The organism is Amycolatopsis sp. NPDC051071, assembly GCF_040682875.1.
In the GTDB taxonomy this organism is placed as follows: domain Bacteria; phylum Actinomycetota; class Actinomycetes; order Mycobacteriales; family Pseudonocardiaceae; genus Amycolatopsis.
On record NZ_JBFBBY010000002.1, the window covers coordinates 50,026 to 64,224 of the forward strand.

A 14,199-nucleotide genomic window follows, 5' to 3' on the forward strand; every position below is an offset into this window, starting at 1 on the left:
CCGGCCGATATGTATTTATGTGCGCGGCGGCGTGAAAATTTCATGTGGTGCACGGGTATCGACCGCAGCCGCCGCTCACGGAAGGACCATGCGAAAACCACAGGCCGGCGGTGGCAGGGACACTGGATCTACGCGACGAACAGCAGCAAAATTCCTGGTAGCGCATTCACGCCGGAAGTCCCCGGCCGTGTTGACGCGGTCCGAAGAACGTATTCCCGCGGCAACACAGAACCGGCCCTTGACCGCGTCCCCCCGCGGCGGTCAAGGGCCGGTTTCCATTTCGCGGGGCAGGTGTGTGAAGATAGTATTGTCGGCTCGTGGGGCAGGCGAAGGCGAAAGGCAGATGGGGTCGATGATCAAGGTCCTGGTAGCGGAGGACATGCACATTGTCCGAGGGGCCCTCGTCGCGCTGCTCGGTCTGGAAGCCGACATCGAGGTCGTCGCCGAATGCGCGAGTGGTGACGAGATCCTCGCGCTCGCGCAATCCGCGCGTCCCGACATCGCGCTCATCGACATCGATCTGCCTGGCAAGGACGGGCTCACCGCCGCCGCCGAACTGCACGAACAATTGCCCGGCGTCCGCACGCTGATCCTGACCAGCCTCGGCAGTCCCGGCACCCTGCGGCGGGCATTGGCCGCGAAGGTCAACGGTTTCCTCCGCAAGGACGCGCCAGCCGACAGGCTGGCCAACGCGGTCCGCGGGGTCGCCGCCGGGCGACGCGTCGTCGACGGCGATCTGGCGCTCGCGGCATGGGACAGCGAGGAATGCCCGCTGACCGCGAGGGAGATCGAAGTGCTCCGGCTGGCTTCGGTGGGTTCCGACCCGACCGAGATCGCGGCCGAGTTGTTCCTGTCCGCCGGGACCGTGCGGAACTACCTGACGACGATCGTGTCCAAGCTCAGCGCCCGCAACCGCGTCGACGCGGTGCGGATCGCCAAGGAATCCGGCTGGCTCTGACCTCGGTCCGGTTTCATCGCGTCGGCACGTTCATCGTCGCGAGGGCGAGCTCCGCCGCGAATTCGCCGGGAGAAGCCGTTTCCGCGAGCAGACGGCGTTGCCGGGCCGCGCCCGTCCCGTGCTCGAAAAGCGAGTTCAGTCCCTGTTCGACGTCCTCGGTGTCGCCGGTGGTCTTGAGCGCCGGCCGGATGAAGTCGACGAGTCCTTCGATCAGGACACGTTGATCGGCATCGCGGCCGGTGAAGACGTCGACGCCGGGCCCGTCGAGCCCCTTGCGAGCCGCGGCGTACAGCGCCGCGCCGATCCGGACGTTCCTGGCTCGCGGGAGTTCGGCCGCTTCGACGCAGGTGATGACGAGTCCGCGTACCAGCGCCGCGAGGAGCACGGCGTCGTCGACGGAAAGGCAGACGTCGGCGATCCGCACCTCCACCGTGGGGTGCCGGGGCGAGAGCCGGGCGTAGAAGTACACGCCCGCCGTGTCGAGGGCGGCACCGTGCCGCAGCGCCTCCCCGACGCTCTGGTCGTACGCGGCCGCGCCGGACCACTCGTCGGGTGGTTTCGCCGTCGGCCACCGGTCCCAGAGCGGATATCGCCTGCTCGCCCACCCCGAATCGGCGCCGTTCTCGACCGGGGAGTTGGCGCTGATCGCCAGCAACGGGGCGAGCCACGGCCGCAGCCCGGCGAGGACCCGCGCGCCGAGGTCCCGCGACGGCAGACCGACGTGCACGTGGCAGGCGCAGGTGCCCGCTTCGTCGATCAGGGCCGGGAAGTTCGCGGCCAGCCGCTGGTAGCGCGGCGTGGACGTGATCGCGCCGGGACGGAGGCCGCAGGGCGGGATCCCCGACGCCACCATCAAGCAGCCGTCGGCCTCCGCCGTTTTCGCGACGCTCTGCCGCAACCGCGTCAATTCCGGACGCACCTCGTCCAGGCTCCGGCAGATCCCGGTCGCGGTCTCGATCTGGAACCGCATCAACTCACCGGTGACCCCCGGTTCGGCGGTGAGGTGCTCCAGCAGGTCGGGCGCGCGCAACGCGACTGAGCCGTCCATCGGATCGAGAAGGACGAACTCTTCTTCCACGCCAAGGGTGAAGTTCGTGCCGACAACCGCCATGGCTCCCCGTCTCTGGTGGTTTCCCCGCCGCTGACGAATCTCCACCTCCGAGCGCGAGCAGGAAAGGGCCGGTGTGCTGAACTTCGTTGCGGCGAAAGTGTTTCGTCATCTCACGGAACGTCTTGATCAGCTTGGGTAACCTGGGCTCATGGTCGAACTTTTTCCGCCCATCGAGCCCTACGACGAGGGATTGCTCGACGTGGGTGACGGTAACCGGATCCACTGGGAAACCTGCGGTAACCCGGACGGGAAGCCCGCGGTCATGCTGCACGGCGGTCCCGGGCAAGGCTGTACGCCGGGGATGTGGCGGATGTTCGACCCGGCCCGCTATCGGGCCGTGTTGTTCGACCAGCGCGGTTGCGGCCGGAGCACCCCGCACGCGAGTGACCCGGCGACGGAGATGCGGCACAACACGACGGAGCATCTCGTCGCCGACCTGGAACTGCTGCGGGAACACCTGGGCATCGAACGCTGGCTCGTCACCGGCGGCTCGTGGGGTACGACCCTCGCACTGGTGTACGCCCAAAGGTATCCGGAGCGGGTCACGGAGATCATCGTGAGCGCGATCAGCACGACGCGGCGCTCCGAGATCGACTGGCTGTATCACGGTGCCGGCCGGTTCTTCCCCGAAGAGTGGGCGAACTTCCGCGGCGACCGTTCCGGCGATCTGGTCGCGGCCTACGCACGCCTGATGGAGGACCCCGACCCGCTGGTCCGCACCGAAGCCGCCCGCGCCTGGTGCGCTTGGGAGGACACCGTGCTTTCACTGGAGCCGAGCCCCGCCGTCCACAATGGACCGATCGGTGCGTGGGAACTCGCGATCGCCCGGATCGTCACGCATTACTACTCTCATGAGGGATGGCTGGAACCCGGCGCGGTGATCCGTGACGCCGTCCTGTTGCGGGACATTCCCGGCGTCCTGATCCACGGCCGCCGGGACCTGAGCTGCCCGGTCGACACCGCCTGGGAACTCGCCCGAGCCTGGCCCGGCGCGGAACTGCTGATCGACGACGGGTCGGGACATCGAGGAAGCGACGTCAAACGGGCCTGGAAACTGGAGGCCTTGGCACGGTTCGCCGGGGGCTAGTGAGGGGACGGTCGAGGTGCCGTGTTCGGATCTCGGTTCGCTGGGTGCGTTGGCCGTTGCTGTGCTCTTGCCGCGAATCGGCGACGGGCTCCGGCGAGTGGGCAGTCCTATCCCGATCCTGACACCTTTGCTTGTCCCTCGATAACCCCGAATCGCCACTCGCGACTACCCGGACCCATGTCTGGCCGTCGCCCTCGGTCGCGCGCATGTCTTGAAGGCCCCCTTTGAGACGATCAACGTCTCAAAGGGGGCCTTCAGGACACCGCAGCCGCCCTTGGTCAGAGGGGTCGTGAGTGGCAATGAGGGTTACTGAGGGAAATCCTGTTTCCGTGAAGTTGGTGTCCTCTGTGAATAGTCAGGGAGCTTCTGTCATCTAGGCTGCGACGATGACTCCATCGAGATCACCCCGGCGGTCCTGACATGGCTTGGATTTATGGCCTCAGCATCGAATGTGGCTCGCAGGAAGGGCACGCTCAAGAACTCCTGCGACACTTCTCCGACTGGCCCACTAGTCTGCAGCGGGACGAAGGAGACTGGTGGTGTTCGGCTTTTCCTGAGGGCCTCAGTCGAACAGGACCTCAATCCGACGCGGACGCGGAAGCGATGACCGCCGTCGGCCACCTTCTCTACGAGAGGCTTCGGTCGGCGCCACCGCTGTACCGCTACGCCCTGGCAGGCGTCGAGACCGATCTCTTCCGGACCTACGATGACTTCTTCCAGCGAAACGAGGACTTGTCGATCTTCCCCGGCTTGGTCGTCCGCGAAGAGATCTGGTCCGGCACTGGAGAGTCCGCCGTGTTCGTCCCCTTCGGACCCGGGTATCGCTGGATGCCCTATCCCGGCGAGGTCTACCACCGCCCGCAATTCGCTTGACCCCGCCACCCGGCACGACAACCCTGCCCAAGACAACACAGCAAGACGAGCACGGCCAAGACGAGCTCGGCCCAGACGAGCATGCCCAAGACGAGCACGGAGGCAGCACCACCCATGGAGATCCGTCCTACGACCGATCAGGACTCAGACGTCTTCATCGAAACGCTGTACGCGGCCTTCGCGCGCTTCCCGGAACCCGACGGCAAGGTCTGGTCCGCGCTCGAGATGGATCGTGCCCTGCTCGCGGTGGAGGGCGCGGGAAAGCCGATCGGCACCGCCGCCGCGTACTCCTTCGAGCTCACGCTGCCCGGTGAGGTCGTCGTCCCGGCCGCCGGGGTGACCGCGGTCGGTGTCCTGCCGACGCATCGACGTCAGGGGGTGCTCAGCGCGATGATGCGACGGCACTTCGCCGACGTGCGGGCTCGTGGGGAGTTCCTCTCTGTCTTGCTGGCTTCCGAGGCGGTGATTTACCGCAGGTTCGGTTACGGACCGGCGACGTACACGCGAAGGCTGACGGTGCCGCGCCATAAGGCCGCTTTCGCGCTTCCGAGGCCGGAGGGCTCGATCGAGGTGCTGCGGCGCGCCGAGTGCGTCGACATTCTGGAAGAGGTCTACGACCGGTACCGTCGCGCGCTGCCCGGCGCGCTGTCCCGTCCGAGCCATTGGTGGGCCTCGGGTGCCGGGCAGTCCCCGATTTCCCCGGCGCCGCGCTACATCGCCGTCCATCGTGACGCCGAGGGCGTCGCGGACGGGTACGCCTGCTACTCGCAGCCCGAGCTCGAAACCTTGACTGTCGACGAGATCATCGCCACAGACGACACCGTCTACACGGCTCTGGCCCGGTTCGTGCTCGAACACGACCTGGTCACTCAGGTCGTGTTCAAGCATTTGCCGACCGGGCATCCGCTGCGCTGGCAGTTCGAGGACTTTCGGGCAGGCGAGATCGGCGACGACACCGACTGGCTTTGGGTGCGGCTGCTGGACATTCCGCGGGCGCTGACCGCGCGCCGCTGGTTCACCGACGGCGAGCTCGTTCTCGACGTCGACGACCCGGTGCTCGGCGAACACGGCCGTTACCTGCTGACCGTTCGCGACGGCGAGGCGGCCTGTGTCCCGACCGGCCGGGAGCCCGACCTGTCACTGGACGTGAGCGACCTGGGTTCGGTCTACCTCGGCGGAACCGCACCGGGCACGCTCGTGCGTGCCGGGCGGATCCGGGCCCACCGCCCGGGCGCGGCGGCCATCGCCGACGACCTCTTCCGCGCCGAGCGTCCCCCGCACTGCCTGCACTGGTTCTGAACCCTCACGAGGGCTCGCCGGGCCGGATCTGCTCGACAGCGTGGCGGAGTGCGTTGACGAAGGCCGTGGTCGCGGGCGGATCCGGCGGGTCGCCATAGGTGGCAAGGTAGACGTGCCGCTGGAAGCCGGGAAGGACGCTGGCCTCGATTCCGGGCGCGCGGTGGGTGCGCAGTGCCAGCCCCGGCATGGTGGTCACACCCATGCCCGCGGCGACCAGCGCCTGCTTGACGATGATGTCGTCGCTGGTGTACGCGATGGGCGGGACGAAGCCCGCCTTGCCGCAGGCATCGAGGAACTCGCGGCGGCAGTTCTCGCAGCCCTCGATCCAGACGGAGTCGCGGTTGCCTGCCAGTGTCTGACCGGATTCGAGGCTGAGCAAGTACATCGGGTCGTCGAACAGAGGCGTGACGCGGATGTCGTCCGGGGGCGGGTCGTCGTAACGGAAGACGACCGCGACGTCGACCTTCCCTGTCCGCAGCAGATCGAAGGCCACGCGCGGGTGGCCCTCGGTCAGCTGCAGTTCGATGCCGGGGTGCTCGCGGCTCAAGGTGCCCGCGGCGTGCGGCACCAGCGCGGCGAGTGCCGACAGGAAGCCGGCGACGCGGACGCGGCCGGTGCGCAGGCCCACCATCGCGGACAGTTCCGCGGCGGCGCTGTCGACCCGGCCGATGATCTCGGTGGCGCGGCGGGCCAGGTGCTCGCCCTCGGGGGTGAGCCGGATGCCCCGGCCGACCCGCTGGACGAGCCTGGCCCCGGTTTCGGCCTCCAACTTGGCCAGATGATGGCTGACGGCGGGCTGGGAGTAGTTCAGGTGCTTGGCGGCTTTGGTGACCGAACCCTGCGCGGCAACCGCCGCGAGCACCCGTAACCGCAGGATATCCAGCATGCATAAAGGATACGCATGAGTTGGCTCAAGTATTGTCATTAGACGAATGAGTCGGCGCGCGGGAGGCTGATCGGGACAGACCCGCTCAGCGAAGGAGGACGCGGCCATGACCCGCTCACTGGCAACGCTCACCGACCTCGTGCCGGCCGTTCGCCAGGCGGTCGACGTGCGGACCGGCTGGCCGGACACCGCGGAACTGGTCGCCGATCAGCTCCGCGCGCACCTGCCCGGCCCGGAGATCCTGACGCCCGAGCAGCGTCTCGGTCAGGCTGATCGGATCACGAGTCACCTGCTGCACGTGGAGCCCGACGGTGCGTTCTCCATCCTCGGCCTGGTCTGGCGCCCCGGGCAGACCACCCGGATCCACGATCACCTCACCTGGTGTGTCGTGGGTGTGCTGTCGGGCATCGAGCACGAGGAATTGTTCGACGCGGCGCTGAATCCCACGGGCACGCGCGACAACTCTTCCGGCGAGGTCAGCGGTTTCGCGCCGCCCGGCGACATCCACCGGATTCGCAACATCGGCGACGAGACCGCCCTCAGCCTGCACATCTACGGCACCGACATCACCCGCGTCGGGTCCAGTGCCCGCCGTTACTACGATTGAGGAGTTCGAATCATGGACCAGCACGCCATCGACGAGGTACTGAACCGCCCGCTCAGCCAGGAACTGCTGGCCCGTGACCTTGCCAGGCTGGCCTTCATCGCATTGGACGGCACCCCGCGGTCGATTCCGATCGGAATCTTCTGGAACGGCACGGAAATCGTCATGTGCACCGCGACGAACGCGCGGAAGATTCCGGCGTTACGCCGTGATCCCGCGGTCGCGCTGACGATCGACACCGAGTCGCATCCGCCGAAGGTCCTGCTCATCCGCGGCCGGGCGGAGCTGGATGTCGTCGACGGCATCCCCGAGGAGTACATGCGGTGGAACGGCACTTACGAGATGACGCCCGAGCAGCGGGCGGAGTGGGAGCAAGGCGTGCAAGCACTGTACGACGGCATGGTCCGGGTCGTGGTGAAGCCGACCTGGGTCAAACTGATCGACTTCGAGACCACGCTCCCCACCGCCATCGAGGAGCTCATGCAACGGCAGAAAGAACGCCAGGGCGCCTGAACGCCGGACAACACTGACCCGAATGGAGATCATCATGGACGACACCGACCAGCGAGGCACTGGGCGCGGGACGATCCTGCGGCTGGACAACATCGCCATCGTCGTCGACGACCTCGCGGCCGCGAAGGCGTTCTTCGTCGAACTCGGACTGGAACTGGAAGGTGAGGCGACGGTCGAGGGCAGCGAGGTGGATCGCCTCGTCGGGCTTGAAGGAGTCCGATCGGATATCGCGATGATGCGCACCCCGGACGGCCATGGACGGCTCGAACTGACCAAGTACCTGACGCCGCCGAGCCGGGACGGCGACCCGCGCGCGCCATCGAACACGCTGGGCGCGCATCGCGTCATGTTCGCCGTCGAGGACATGGACGACATCCTCGACCGCTTGCGGCCACACGGAGCCGAACTTCTCGGTGAGCTGGTGCAGTACGAGAACAGCTACCGGCTCTGCTACCTCCGCGGCCCCGCGGGCATTCTCGTCGCGCTGGCCGAGCAGACCAAGTGACGCGGTCAGGGCGATGAAGGCACAACGACGTCCCCGGGCGTCTTGTCCGCCCGCAACCCACGCCAAGCCGTATGCCGCAATCGCCCGTCCGGCGTCCAGTTCCGGTGCACGACCTCGCCGACGAGTTCCGGCGTCACCCACCGCGCGCCCCGGGCCCGGTCTCGCGGGACTTCCGAGGCGAACGGCGGTGTCTTCCGCGCCAAGGGGGTGAGGCGGGTGTGCAAGTCTTCGAGGACCTTGTCGCTGAACCCGGTTCCGACGTCGCCGATGTAGCGAAGCCCGCCGGAGTCGTCGTGCGCGCCCAGCAGCAGGGCGCCGAACGTGCCCCCGCGGCGTCCCTCACCGGGCCGCCAGCCGCCGATCACGACCTCCTGCGTCAGCCACAGTGCCCGTTTGATCCACTGCCGCGTGCGCTTACCGGGGTAATACCGGCTGTCGTTCTTCTTCGCGACCAGCCCTTCGAGGCCATGCTGCCGGGCGACGTCGAGCAGCTGATCGGGTGAGACGTCGTCGTCGGTGTAACCCGGCGGTATGACCAGGCGTCCGCCGGGCGTCACCGCGGTCAGCAGTTCGCGACGGGCGCTGTAGGGCTCGTCGAGCAGGAGCTCGCCGTCGAGAAGGAGGACGTCGAAGGCGAAGAAGTGCACCGGGCTGCGTTCCAGCAGTGTCGCGTCCGGGGTACGCAGATGCCGGGTCTGCAGCAGGGGGAAACTCGGCCGTCCCTTGTCGTCGAGGACGACGATTTCGCCGTCGAGGACGGCTTCGCGGCCGTCGAGGGCTTCGCCGGTCAGGTCCGGGTACGTTGCTGTGATGTCGAGGCCGCGGCGGCTGGTCAGGCGTGTCTCGCCATCGCGTGAGACACGCAGGCAGCAGCGGTAACCATCCCATTTGTACTCGTATCCCCACCCGCCGGTGGGCAGGTCACCGTCCGTCGCCAGCATCGGGGCGATCGCGTCCGGCACGGTGGTCATGGCTCAAGGTACCCCGGAACCGCTTCGGTGATCTATCGTCGAAGGGTGCCTGAGGAGCGGATAACGGTCGAGGTCGAGGGACGTCGGTTCAGTCTGTCCAATCTGGACAAGGTGCTTTATCCGGCGCATGGTTTCACCAAACGCGAGGTTCTCGACTACTACCGCCGCATCGCCCCCGTCATCCTTCCGCATCTACGCGACCGCGCCGCCACCTTCCGCCGTTTCCCGGACGGCGTCGACGGCGAACCGTTCTACGAGAAGAACGTCGCCCGGCACGCGCCGGAGTGGGTGCGCACCGCCCGGCTCACCAACCGCGGCCGCCGGGGCGGGGAGGAGACACTCGACTACCCGGTGGTCGGTGATCTCCCGACGTTGCTGTGGGCGGCCAACCTCGCCGCACTCGAACTGCATATTCCACAGTGGACGGTCGGCCCGCGCGGGGCGCGGAAACCACCCGATCTGCTGGTCTTCGACCTCGATCCCGGCCCGCCGGCGGACGTCGTCGACTGCTGCCGGGTCGCCGAAACGCTCAGCGAGCTGCTCACCGAAGACGGGCTGACCGTCTACGCGAAGACCAGTGGCAACAAGGGAATGCAGTTGTACTGCCCGGTGCGCACCCGGTCCGAGGATCGTCCTTCCGAGTACGCCAAGGCGGTCGCGGAAGAACTGGCGCGCCGGTCGCCGGAGCGCGTGGTCGCGCGGATGACGAAGGCGATCCGCCCCGGCCGCGTGTTCATCGACTGGAGCCAGAACAACACCGCCAAGACCACCATCGCGCCGTACTCCCTGCGCGGCCGCGCCATCCCGACCGTGTCCACCCCGGTGACCTGGGAGGAGGTCGAGGCCTGCGGCAAGGCCGCCGACCTGCTGTTCACCGCCGAGCAGGTGATCGAGCGGGTCGAGGAGCTGGGTGACTTGTTCGGCGACATCGCCGAGCACCGCGCGGCCATCCCGTCGCGGTGAGTCCCCGACCGCCGGGGCGACCCCTACCGAAGACGGTTGCGCGAAACCTCCGGCGGCTCCTACGTTTTTTGGAGCCGAACGATCGAAGGGCGCCCCGATGGACTTCCGGTACTGGCTCGGTCAGGCGTTGACGTCGAACGAGGCGTGGGCGGAGACGTTCACCCCCGTCCGGCGGCATCCGTCGCTGGAAATCCCCGACGGGCGGTTCGAAACCGCCTTCGAGGAGCTCACCGAGCGGTTGAAGGACAACTACCCGTTCTTCCACCCGTCCTACGCCGGTCAGATGCTCAAACCACCGCATCCGGCCGCCGTGGTCGGCTACCTGACCGCGATGCTGATCAACCCCAACAACCACGCGCTCGACGGCGGCCCCGCGACGGCCGAGATGGAACGCGAAGTCGTCGGTCAGCTGGCCACGATGTTCGGTTATCCGGAGCATCTGGGGCATCTGACCACCAGCGGCACGGTGGCGAACCTCGAAGCGTTGTTCGTCGCGCGGGAAACGCGTCCGGGCAAGGGGATCGCCTACAGCGCCGAGGCGCATTACACACACGGCCGGATGTGCGGCGTGCTCGGTGTCGAGGGGTATACGGTCCCGGTCGACGCCCGGGGCGCGATGGACCTCGACGCACTCGAAGAACTGCTGCGGACCGGGAAAATCGGCACCGTGGTACTCACCGCGGGCACGACCGCGCTCGGCACGGTCGAACCGATCCACGAGGCGCTCGCACTGCGCGAACGGTACGGCGTCCGGATCCACGTCGACGCCGCCTACGGGGGCTTCTTCCGTCTTCTGTCCGGTTTGGACGGTCCGGAAGGGCTGCCAGAGGCGCCCTGGCTCGCCATCGCCGAGGCCGACTCGATCGTCATCGACCCGCATAAGCACGGCCTCCAGCCCTACGGCTGCGGTGCGGTGCTGTTCAGGGACCCCACGGCCGGCCGGTTCTACCTGCACGATTCGCCGTACACCTACTTCACCTCGGAAGACCTGCACCTCGGCGAGATCAGTCTCGAATGCTCGCGGGCGGGCGCGGCGGCCGCCGCGCTGTGGCTCACCTTCCGTGTGCTGCCACCCACCCCCGGCGGGCTGGGCCAGGTGCTCGCGGCCGGGCGCCGGGCGGCGTTGCGCTGGGCGAAACTGCTGGAGGACTCCGAACGCTTCGACCTGTACCAGCCACCGGAACTCGACATCGTCACGTATTTCCCGCGCACGGAACCATTTTCCCTGTCGAAGATCGACGAGGTGAGCGCGCGGATCATGCGTAACGGGATGGCCGCGGCGAAGGATCCGGTGTTCCTCAGCACGCTGCGGGTGAGCGAGGCGCAGTTCGGCCTGCGCCACACCGGCGCCGGTGCGGACGCGGACGGCGCGAGGATCCTGCGTAGCGTGCTGATGAAGCCCGAAAGCGAGGACCACGTCGACCGGCTCCACGAGCGGCTGGAAGAGTTGTCCCGCGGTTGAGCACCGAGTACCGCGAACGAATGGATCCACCATGCCCGCACCAAATCCCGCCGAACCCGTGACCGCGGTGGAGAACCGGTCCCTCGGCAACGGATTCCGGCGGCGTCACGTCACCATGCTCGCGATCAGTGGCGCGATCGGGGCGGGGTTGTTCGTCGGCACCGGCGCGGGGATCAAGACCGCGGGCCCCGGCATCCTGCTCTCGTACGTCGTCGCGGGCCTGCTCATGGTGCTCGTCATGCGCATGCTGGGTGAGATGGCGGCCGCCGAGCCGAGCAGCGGTTCGTTCTCGGTCTACGCGGAGAAGGCGCTCGGGCGCTGGGCCGGGTTCACCGTCGGCTGGCTGTACTGGTCGCTGCTGGTGGTCGTGGTGGCCGCCGAAGCCACCGCGGCGGCCGGGATCGCGAACGGGCTGCTGCCCGGCATTCCACAGTGGACCTGGGTGCTGGTCTTCATGGCGGTGCTGACCGTGGTGAACTTGTTCGCCGTGCGCTCGTTCGGCGAGTTCGAGTTCTGGTTCGGCGCGATCAAGGTGACCGCGGTGGTCGGGTTCCTCGTACTCGGCACGCTGGCGGTGTTCGGGATCCTGCCGGGGACGTCGCCGGTGGGCATGGACAACCTGACCGGACACGGCGGGTTCCTGCCCAATGGCGTGCAAGGGGTGCTGACCGGCCTGCTCGCGGTCGCGTTCTCCTTCGGCGGTATGGAACTGGTCACCATCGCGGCGGCGGAGTCCGAGGATCCGGCGGATTCGATCCGCCGCACCACCCGCACGGTCATCGTCCGGCTGCTGCTGTTCTACGTCGGCTCGGTCACGCTGATCGTGCTGTTGCTGCCGTGGGAATCCGCCTCGGCGAACACCAGCCCGTTCGTGACCATCCTGGAGCGGATCGGGGTGCCGTCGGCGGCGTTGCTGATGAGCTTCGTCGTGCTGACGTCGCTGCTTTCGGCGTTGAACGCGAATCTGTACGGCGCATCGCGGATGGTGTTCTCCCTGGCCTCGCGTGGTGAAGCCCCGCGCGCGATGCTGCGGCTGTCCGGAGCCGGGGTGCCAAGGACGGCGGTGCTGGCGTCGGTCGCGTTCGGTTTCGTGGCCGTCCTGCTGAACTTCCTCGCGCCAGAGCACGTGCTGCCGTTCCTGCTGAACGCCATCGGGGCGAACATCCTGCTGGTGTGGATCTTCGTCGCCATCTCCCAGCTGCGGCTGCGGAAAGCGGCGGAACGCGACGGCACGGCCGCCGAGCTGCCGGTGCGGATGTGGGGTTTCCCGTGGCTCAGCTGGGTCGCGCTGATCGCGATGGCGGGTGTCTTGATTCTCATGTGGACGGACGCCGACGCACGCACGCAGTTGTTCACCAGTGGCGCGGTCGCCGTGCTGATCGTGGTGATCAGCCTGCTCAGGCGACGTCCGCGACGCTGAACAATGCGTGCTCGACGTGGCTGAGCGCCAGCCGGACCGCGCCGAGCGCCACCGAGTCGTCGCCGAGCAAGGACGTCTCCACCCGGACCGGGAACAAGCACAGCCGGGCCAGTTCGGTCCGCAACGGCGTCGTCAGCAGGTCACCGGCCTGCGCGAGCCCGCCGCCGATCACCACCAGCCGCGGGTCGACGGTGAGCACGGCCGCGGCGACGCCGACGCACAGGTCCGTCACGAGGGCGGCCACGATCGCCTCGGCCTCGGGATCGCCGCCACGCAGCGCCTCGAAAACCCGTCTGGTGGCTTCGGCGGAGCCGGAACCGTCGCCGAACGCGAGGAACCGGTCGAGTGCCGCGTACCAGCCGACCCGCCGCAGTGCGCCGATCTCGCCCGCCGCGCCGTTATGCCCGGAGTGGAGTTTCCCGCCGAGCAGCAGGCCCAGCGAGACCGTCCGGCCTGCCTGCACGTAGACGACGTCGTCGACGCCGTGTGCCGCCCCGCGCCAATGCTCGGCCAGCGTCGCGAATTTGGTGTCGTTCCCGGCCAGCACCTGGCAGCCATTGCCGAACTCCGCGGGCAGGTCGAGTCCCGCCCAGCCGGGCAGGCGATCACTGCGGACGACCTTGCCGCCGGATACGACGCCGGTGGTGCCGACGCCGAGCACCCGCACGTTCGCGTAGCCCTCGACGGCGGTGCCGAGCACTTGGTGAGCGGCGCCGAGCCTGTCGGGCGCATCCATCTCCGGGGTGAGTTCGGCCCTCGCCCGTCCGACGACGTCACCCCGCAGGTCGGCGACCAGGCACAACGCCTGGTGCGGGCCGACTTCGAGCCCCGCGACGTGGCCGGCCTCAGGACGGAACCGGTACCGCTTGGCGGGTCTGCCCACCGGCCGCGGCGCGTCGGGGGAGAGCGGGACCTCCTCGACCAGCCCCTGTTCGCCGAGGTCGATGGCGATCTCCTCGACCGTCGGACGGGAGACCTCGCTGGCCCTGACCAGTTCGGCGAGGGTGAGCTCCTCGGCCGCGTACAGCGCCCGCAGGACCGCTACGGCGTTGAGCCGCCGCAGCAGTGACGGATCCCCGCCGGACAGTCTGGCCATACGACTCCTCAGGGGGCGACGCGCTGGTCGTACTGGGCGCGTGCGCCGGCGATCTCGCTCTGGTGGTCCTCGGTCCAGGTGACCAGCGACTGGATGGTCTTGTGCAGCGTGATGCCCAGCGGTGTCAGCGCGTACTCGACCCGGGGCGGCACGACCGGGTAGACGGTCCGGTTCACCAGCCCGTCACGTTCGAGGTGCCGCAGCGTGGTGGTGAGCATGCGCTGGCTGATGCCGTCGATCTTGTACTTCAGTTCGGTGAACCGGAGGGTGTTCACGTCGAGCAGCGCGATCACCAGGAGTGACCACTTGTCCGCCACCCGGTCCAGGATCTGGCGGACCTCGCAGTCCTCGCGGGTGTCCCACTGGAAGGCCTCGTAGTCAGCCTCGGTGAGTTCACAACGACTGGGTGAGTTCAAAGTGCCTTCTTCCATGGTCATCGATAGTGACGGAA

Annotated in this window: 15 protein-coding genes; 10 read left to right on the forward strand and 5 right to left on the reverse strand. The window is 68.0% G+C overall.

Translation table 11 applies throughout. The features are described from left to right. Nucleotides 1-352: 352 nt before the first annotated feature. Nucleotides 353-958, forward strand: coding sequence for a response regulator transcription factor (locus AB0M65_RS01000; RefSeq protein ID WP_364019642.1), 606 nt, complete (start codon nucleotides 353-355; stop codon nucleotides 956-958). Between the two features lie 13 nt (nucleotides 959-971). Here the strand turns inward: AB0M65_RS01000 and AB0M65_RS01005 are convergent, their stop codons facing one another. After that, entirely contained in the window at nucleotides 972-2,069 is a 1,098-nt protein-coding gene (locus AB0M65_RS01005; RefSeq protein ID WP_364019398.1) for a glutamate--cysteine ligase, read from the reverse strand. Between the two features lie 148 nt (nucleotides 2,070-2,217). Here AB0M65_RS01005 and pip point away from each other — a divergent pair, with 148 nt between their 5' ends. The 3 genes from pip to AB0M65_RS01020 all read left to right on the forward strand — a co-directional run bounded on the left by pip (nucleotide 2,218) and on the right by AB0M65_RS01020 (nucleotide 5,328). Further along, complete coding sequence (gene pip / locus AB0M65_RS01010) at nucleotides 2,218-3,156, forward strand: prolyl aminopeptidase (RefSeq protein WP_364019401.1); 939 nt, start codon at nucleotides 2,218-2,220, stop codon at nucleotides 3,154-3,156. 603 nt (nucleotides 3,157-3,759) lie between these two features. Further along, the gene (locus AB0M65_RS01015) at nucleotides 3,760-4,029 is read left to right on the forward strand and encodes a hypothetical protein (RefSeq protein WP_364019404.1); all 270 of its coding nucleotides are present in this window, start codon (nucleotides 3,760-3,762) and stop codon (nucleotides 4,027-4,029) included. A 114-nt stretch (nucleotides 4,030-4,143) separates the two neighbouring features. After that, on the forward strand, nucleotides 4,144-5,328 hold the full coding sequence (locus AB0M65_RS01020; protein ID WP_364019407.1) for a GNAT family N-acetyltransferase: 1,185 nt from the start codon (nucleotides 4,144-4,146) through the stop codon (nucleotides 5,326-5,328). A 4-nt stretch (nucleotides 5,329-5,332) separates the two neighbouring features. On the opposite strand, the gene AB0M65_RS01025 is transcribed toward AB0M65_RS01020, so the two are convergent. Next, nucleotides 5,333-6,214, reverse strand: coding sequence for a LysR family transcriptional regulator (locus tag AB0M65_RS01025; RefSeq protein ID WP_364019410.1), 882 nt, complete (start codon nucleotides 6,212-6,214; stop codon nucleotides 5,333-5,335). Nucleotides 6,215-6,320: 106 nt separating this feature from the next. Between AB0M65_RS01025 and AB0M65_RS01030 the strand changes: the two genes are divergently transcribed. The 3 genes from AB0M65_RS01030 to AB0M65_RS01040 are packed head-to-tail and all read left to right on the forward strand — an operon-like array spanning nucleotide 6,321 to nucleotide 7,836. After that, nucleotides 6,321-6,821: a cysteine dioxygenase family protein gene (locus tag AB0M65_RS01030; RefSeq protein WP_364019413.1), complete on the forward strand. Its 501-nt coding sequence runs from the start codon at nucleotides 6,321-6,323 to the stop codon at nucleotides 6,819-6,821. Between the two features lie 12 nt (nucleotides 6,822-6,833). After that, on the forward strand, nucleotides 6,834-7,331 hold the full coding sequence (locus tag AB0M65_RS01035; RefSeq protein WP_364019416.1) for a pyridoxamine 5'-phosphate oxidase family protein: 498 nt from the start codon (nucleotides 6,834-6,836) through the stop codon (nucleotides 7,329-7,331). Between the two features lie 34 nt (nucleotides 7,332-7,365). Continuing rightward, nucleotides 7,366-7,836, forward strand: a complete 471-nt coding sequence (locus AB0M65_RS01040; RefSeq protein WP_364019419.1) for a VOC family protein — start codon at nucleotides 7,366-7,368, stop codon at nucleotides 7,834-7,836. 5 nt (nucleotides 7,837-7,841) lie between these two features. Here the strand turns inward: AB0M65_RS01040 and ligD (AB0M65_RS01045) are convergent, their stop codons facing one another. Then, a complete protein-coding gene (gene ligD / locus AB0M65_RS01045) occupies nucleotides 7,842-8,807 on the reverse strand; it encodes a non-homologous end-joining DNA ligase (RefSeq protein WP_364019422.1) in 966 nt (321 codons plus the stop codon). Between the two features lie 45 nt (nucleotides 8,808-8,852). Here ligD (AB0M65_RS01045) and ligD (AB0M65_RS01050) point away from each other — a divergent pair, with 45 nt between their 5' ends. The 3 genes from ligD (AB0M65_RS01050) (at nucleotide 8,853) to AB0M65_RS01060 (ending at nucleotide 12,652) form a co-directional block, all read left to right on the forward strand. Then, nucleotides 8,853-9,770, forward strand: a complete 918-nt coding sequence (gene ligD / locus AB0M65_RS01050) for a non-homologous end-joining DNA ligase (protein ID WP_364019425.1) — start codon at nucleotides 8,853-8,855, stop codon at nucleotides 9,768-9,770. A 97-nt stretch (nucleotides 9,771-9,867) separates the two neighbouring features. After that, nucleotides 9,868-11,232, forward strand: coding sequence for an aminotransferase class I/II-fold pyridoxal phosphate-dependent enzyme (locus AB0M65_RS01055; RefSeq protein ID WP_364019428.1), 1,365 nt, complete (start codon nucleotides 9,868-9,870; stop codon nucleotides 11,230-11,232). Between the two features lie 31 nt (nucleotides 11,233-11,263). After that, on the forward strand, nucleotides 11,264-12,652 hold the full coding sequence (locus AB0M65_RS01060; protein ID WP_364019430.1) for an amino acid permease: 1,389 nt from the start codon (nucleotides 11,264-11,266) through the stop codon (nucleotides 12,650-12,652). Here AB0M65_RS01060 and AB0M65_RS01065 read toward each other — a convergent pair. Then, complete coding sequence (locus tag AB0M65_RS01065) at nucleotides 12,630-13,748, reverse strand: ROK family transcriptional regulator (protein WP_364019433.1); 1,119 nt, start codon at nucleotides 13,746-13,748, stop codon at nucleotides 12,630-12,632. The two genes, AB0M65_RS01060 and AB0M65_RS01065, sit on opposite strands and share 23 nt — an antisense overlap. Before the next feature lie 8 nt (nucleotides 13,749-13,756). Beyond that, nucleotides 13,757-14,185 carry a helix-turn-helix domain-containing protein gene (locus AB0M65_RS01070; protein WP_364019436.1) on the reverse strand — a complete coding sequence of 143 codons (429 nt, stop codon included), beginning with the start codon at nucleotides 14,183-14,185 and terminating at the stop codon, nucleotides 13,757-13,759. Nucleotides 14,186-14,199: the final 14 nt, after the last annotated feature.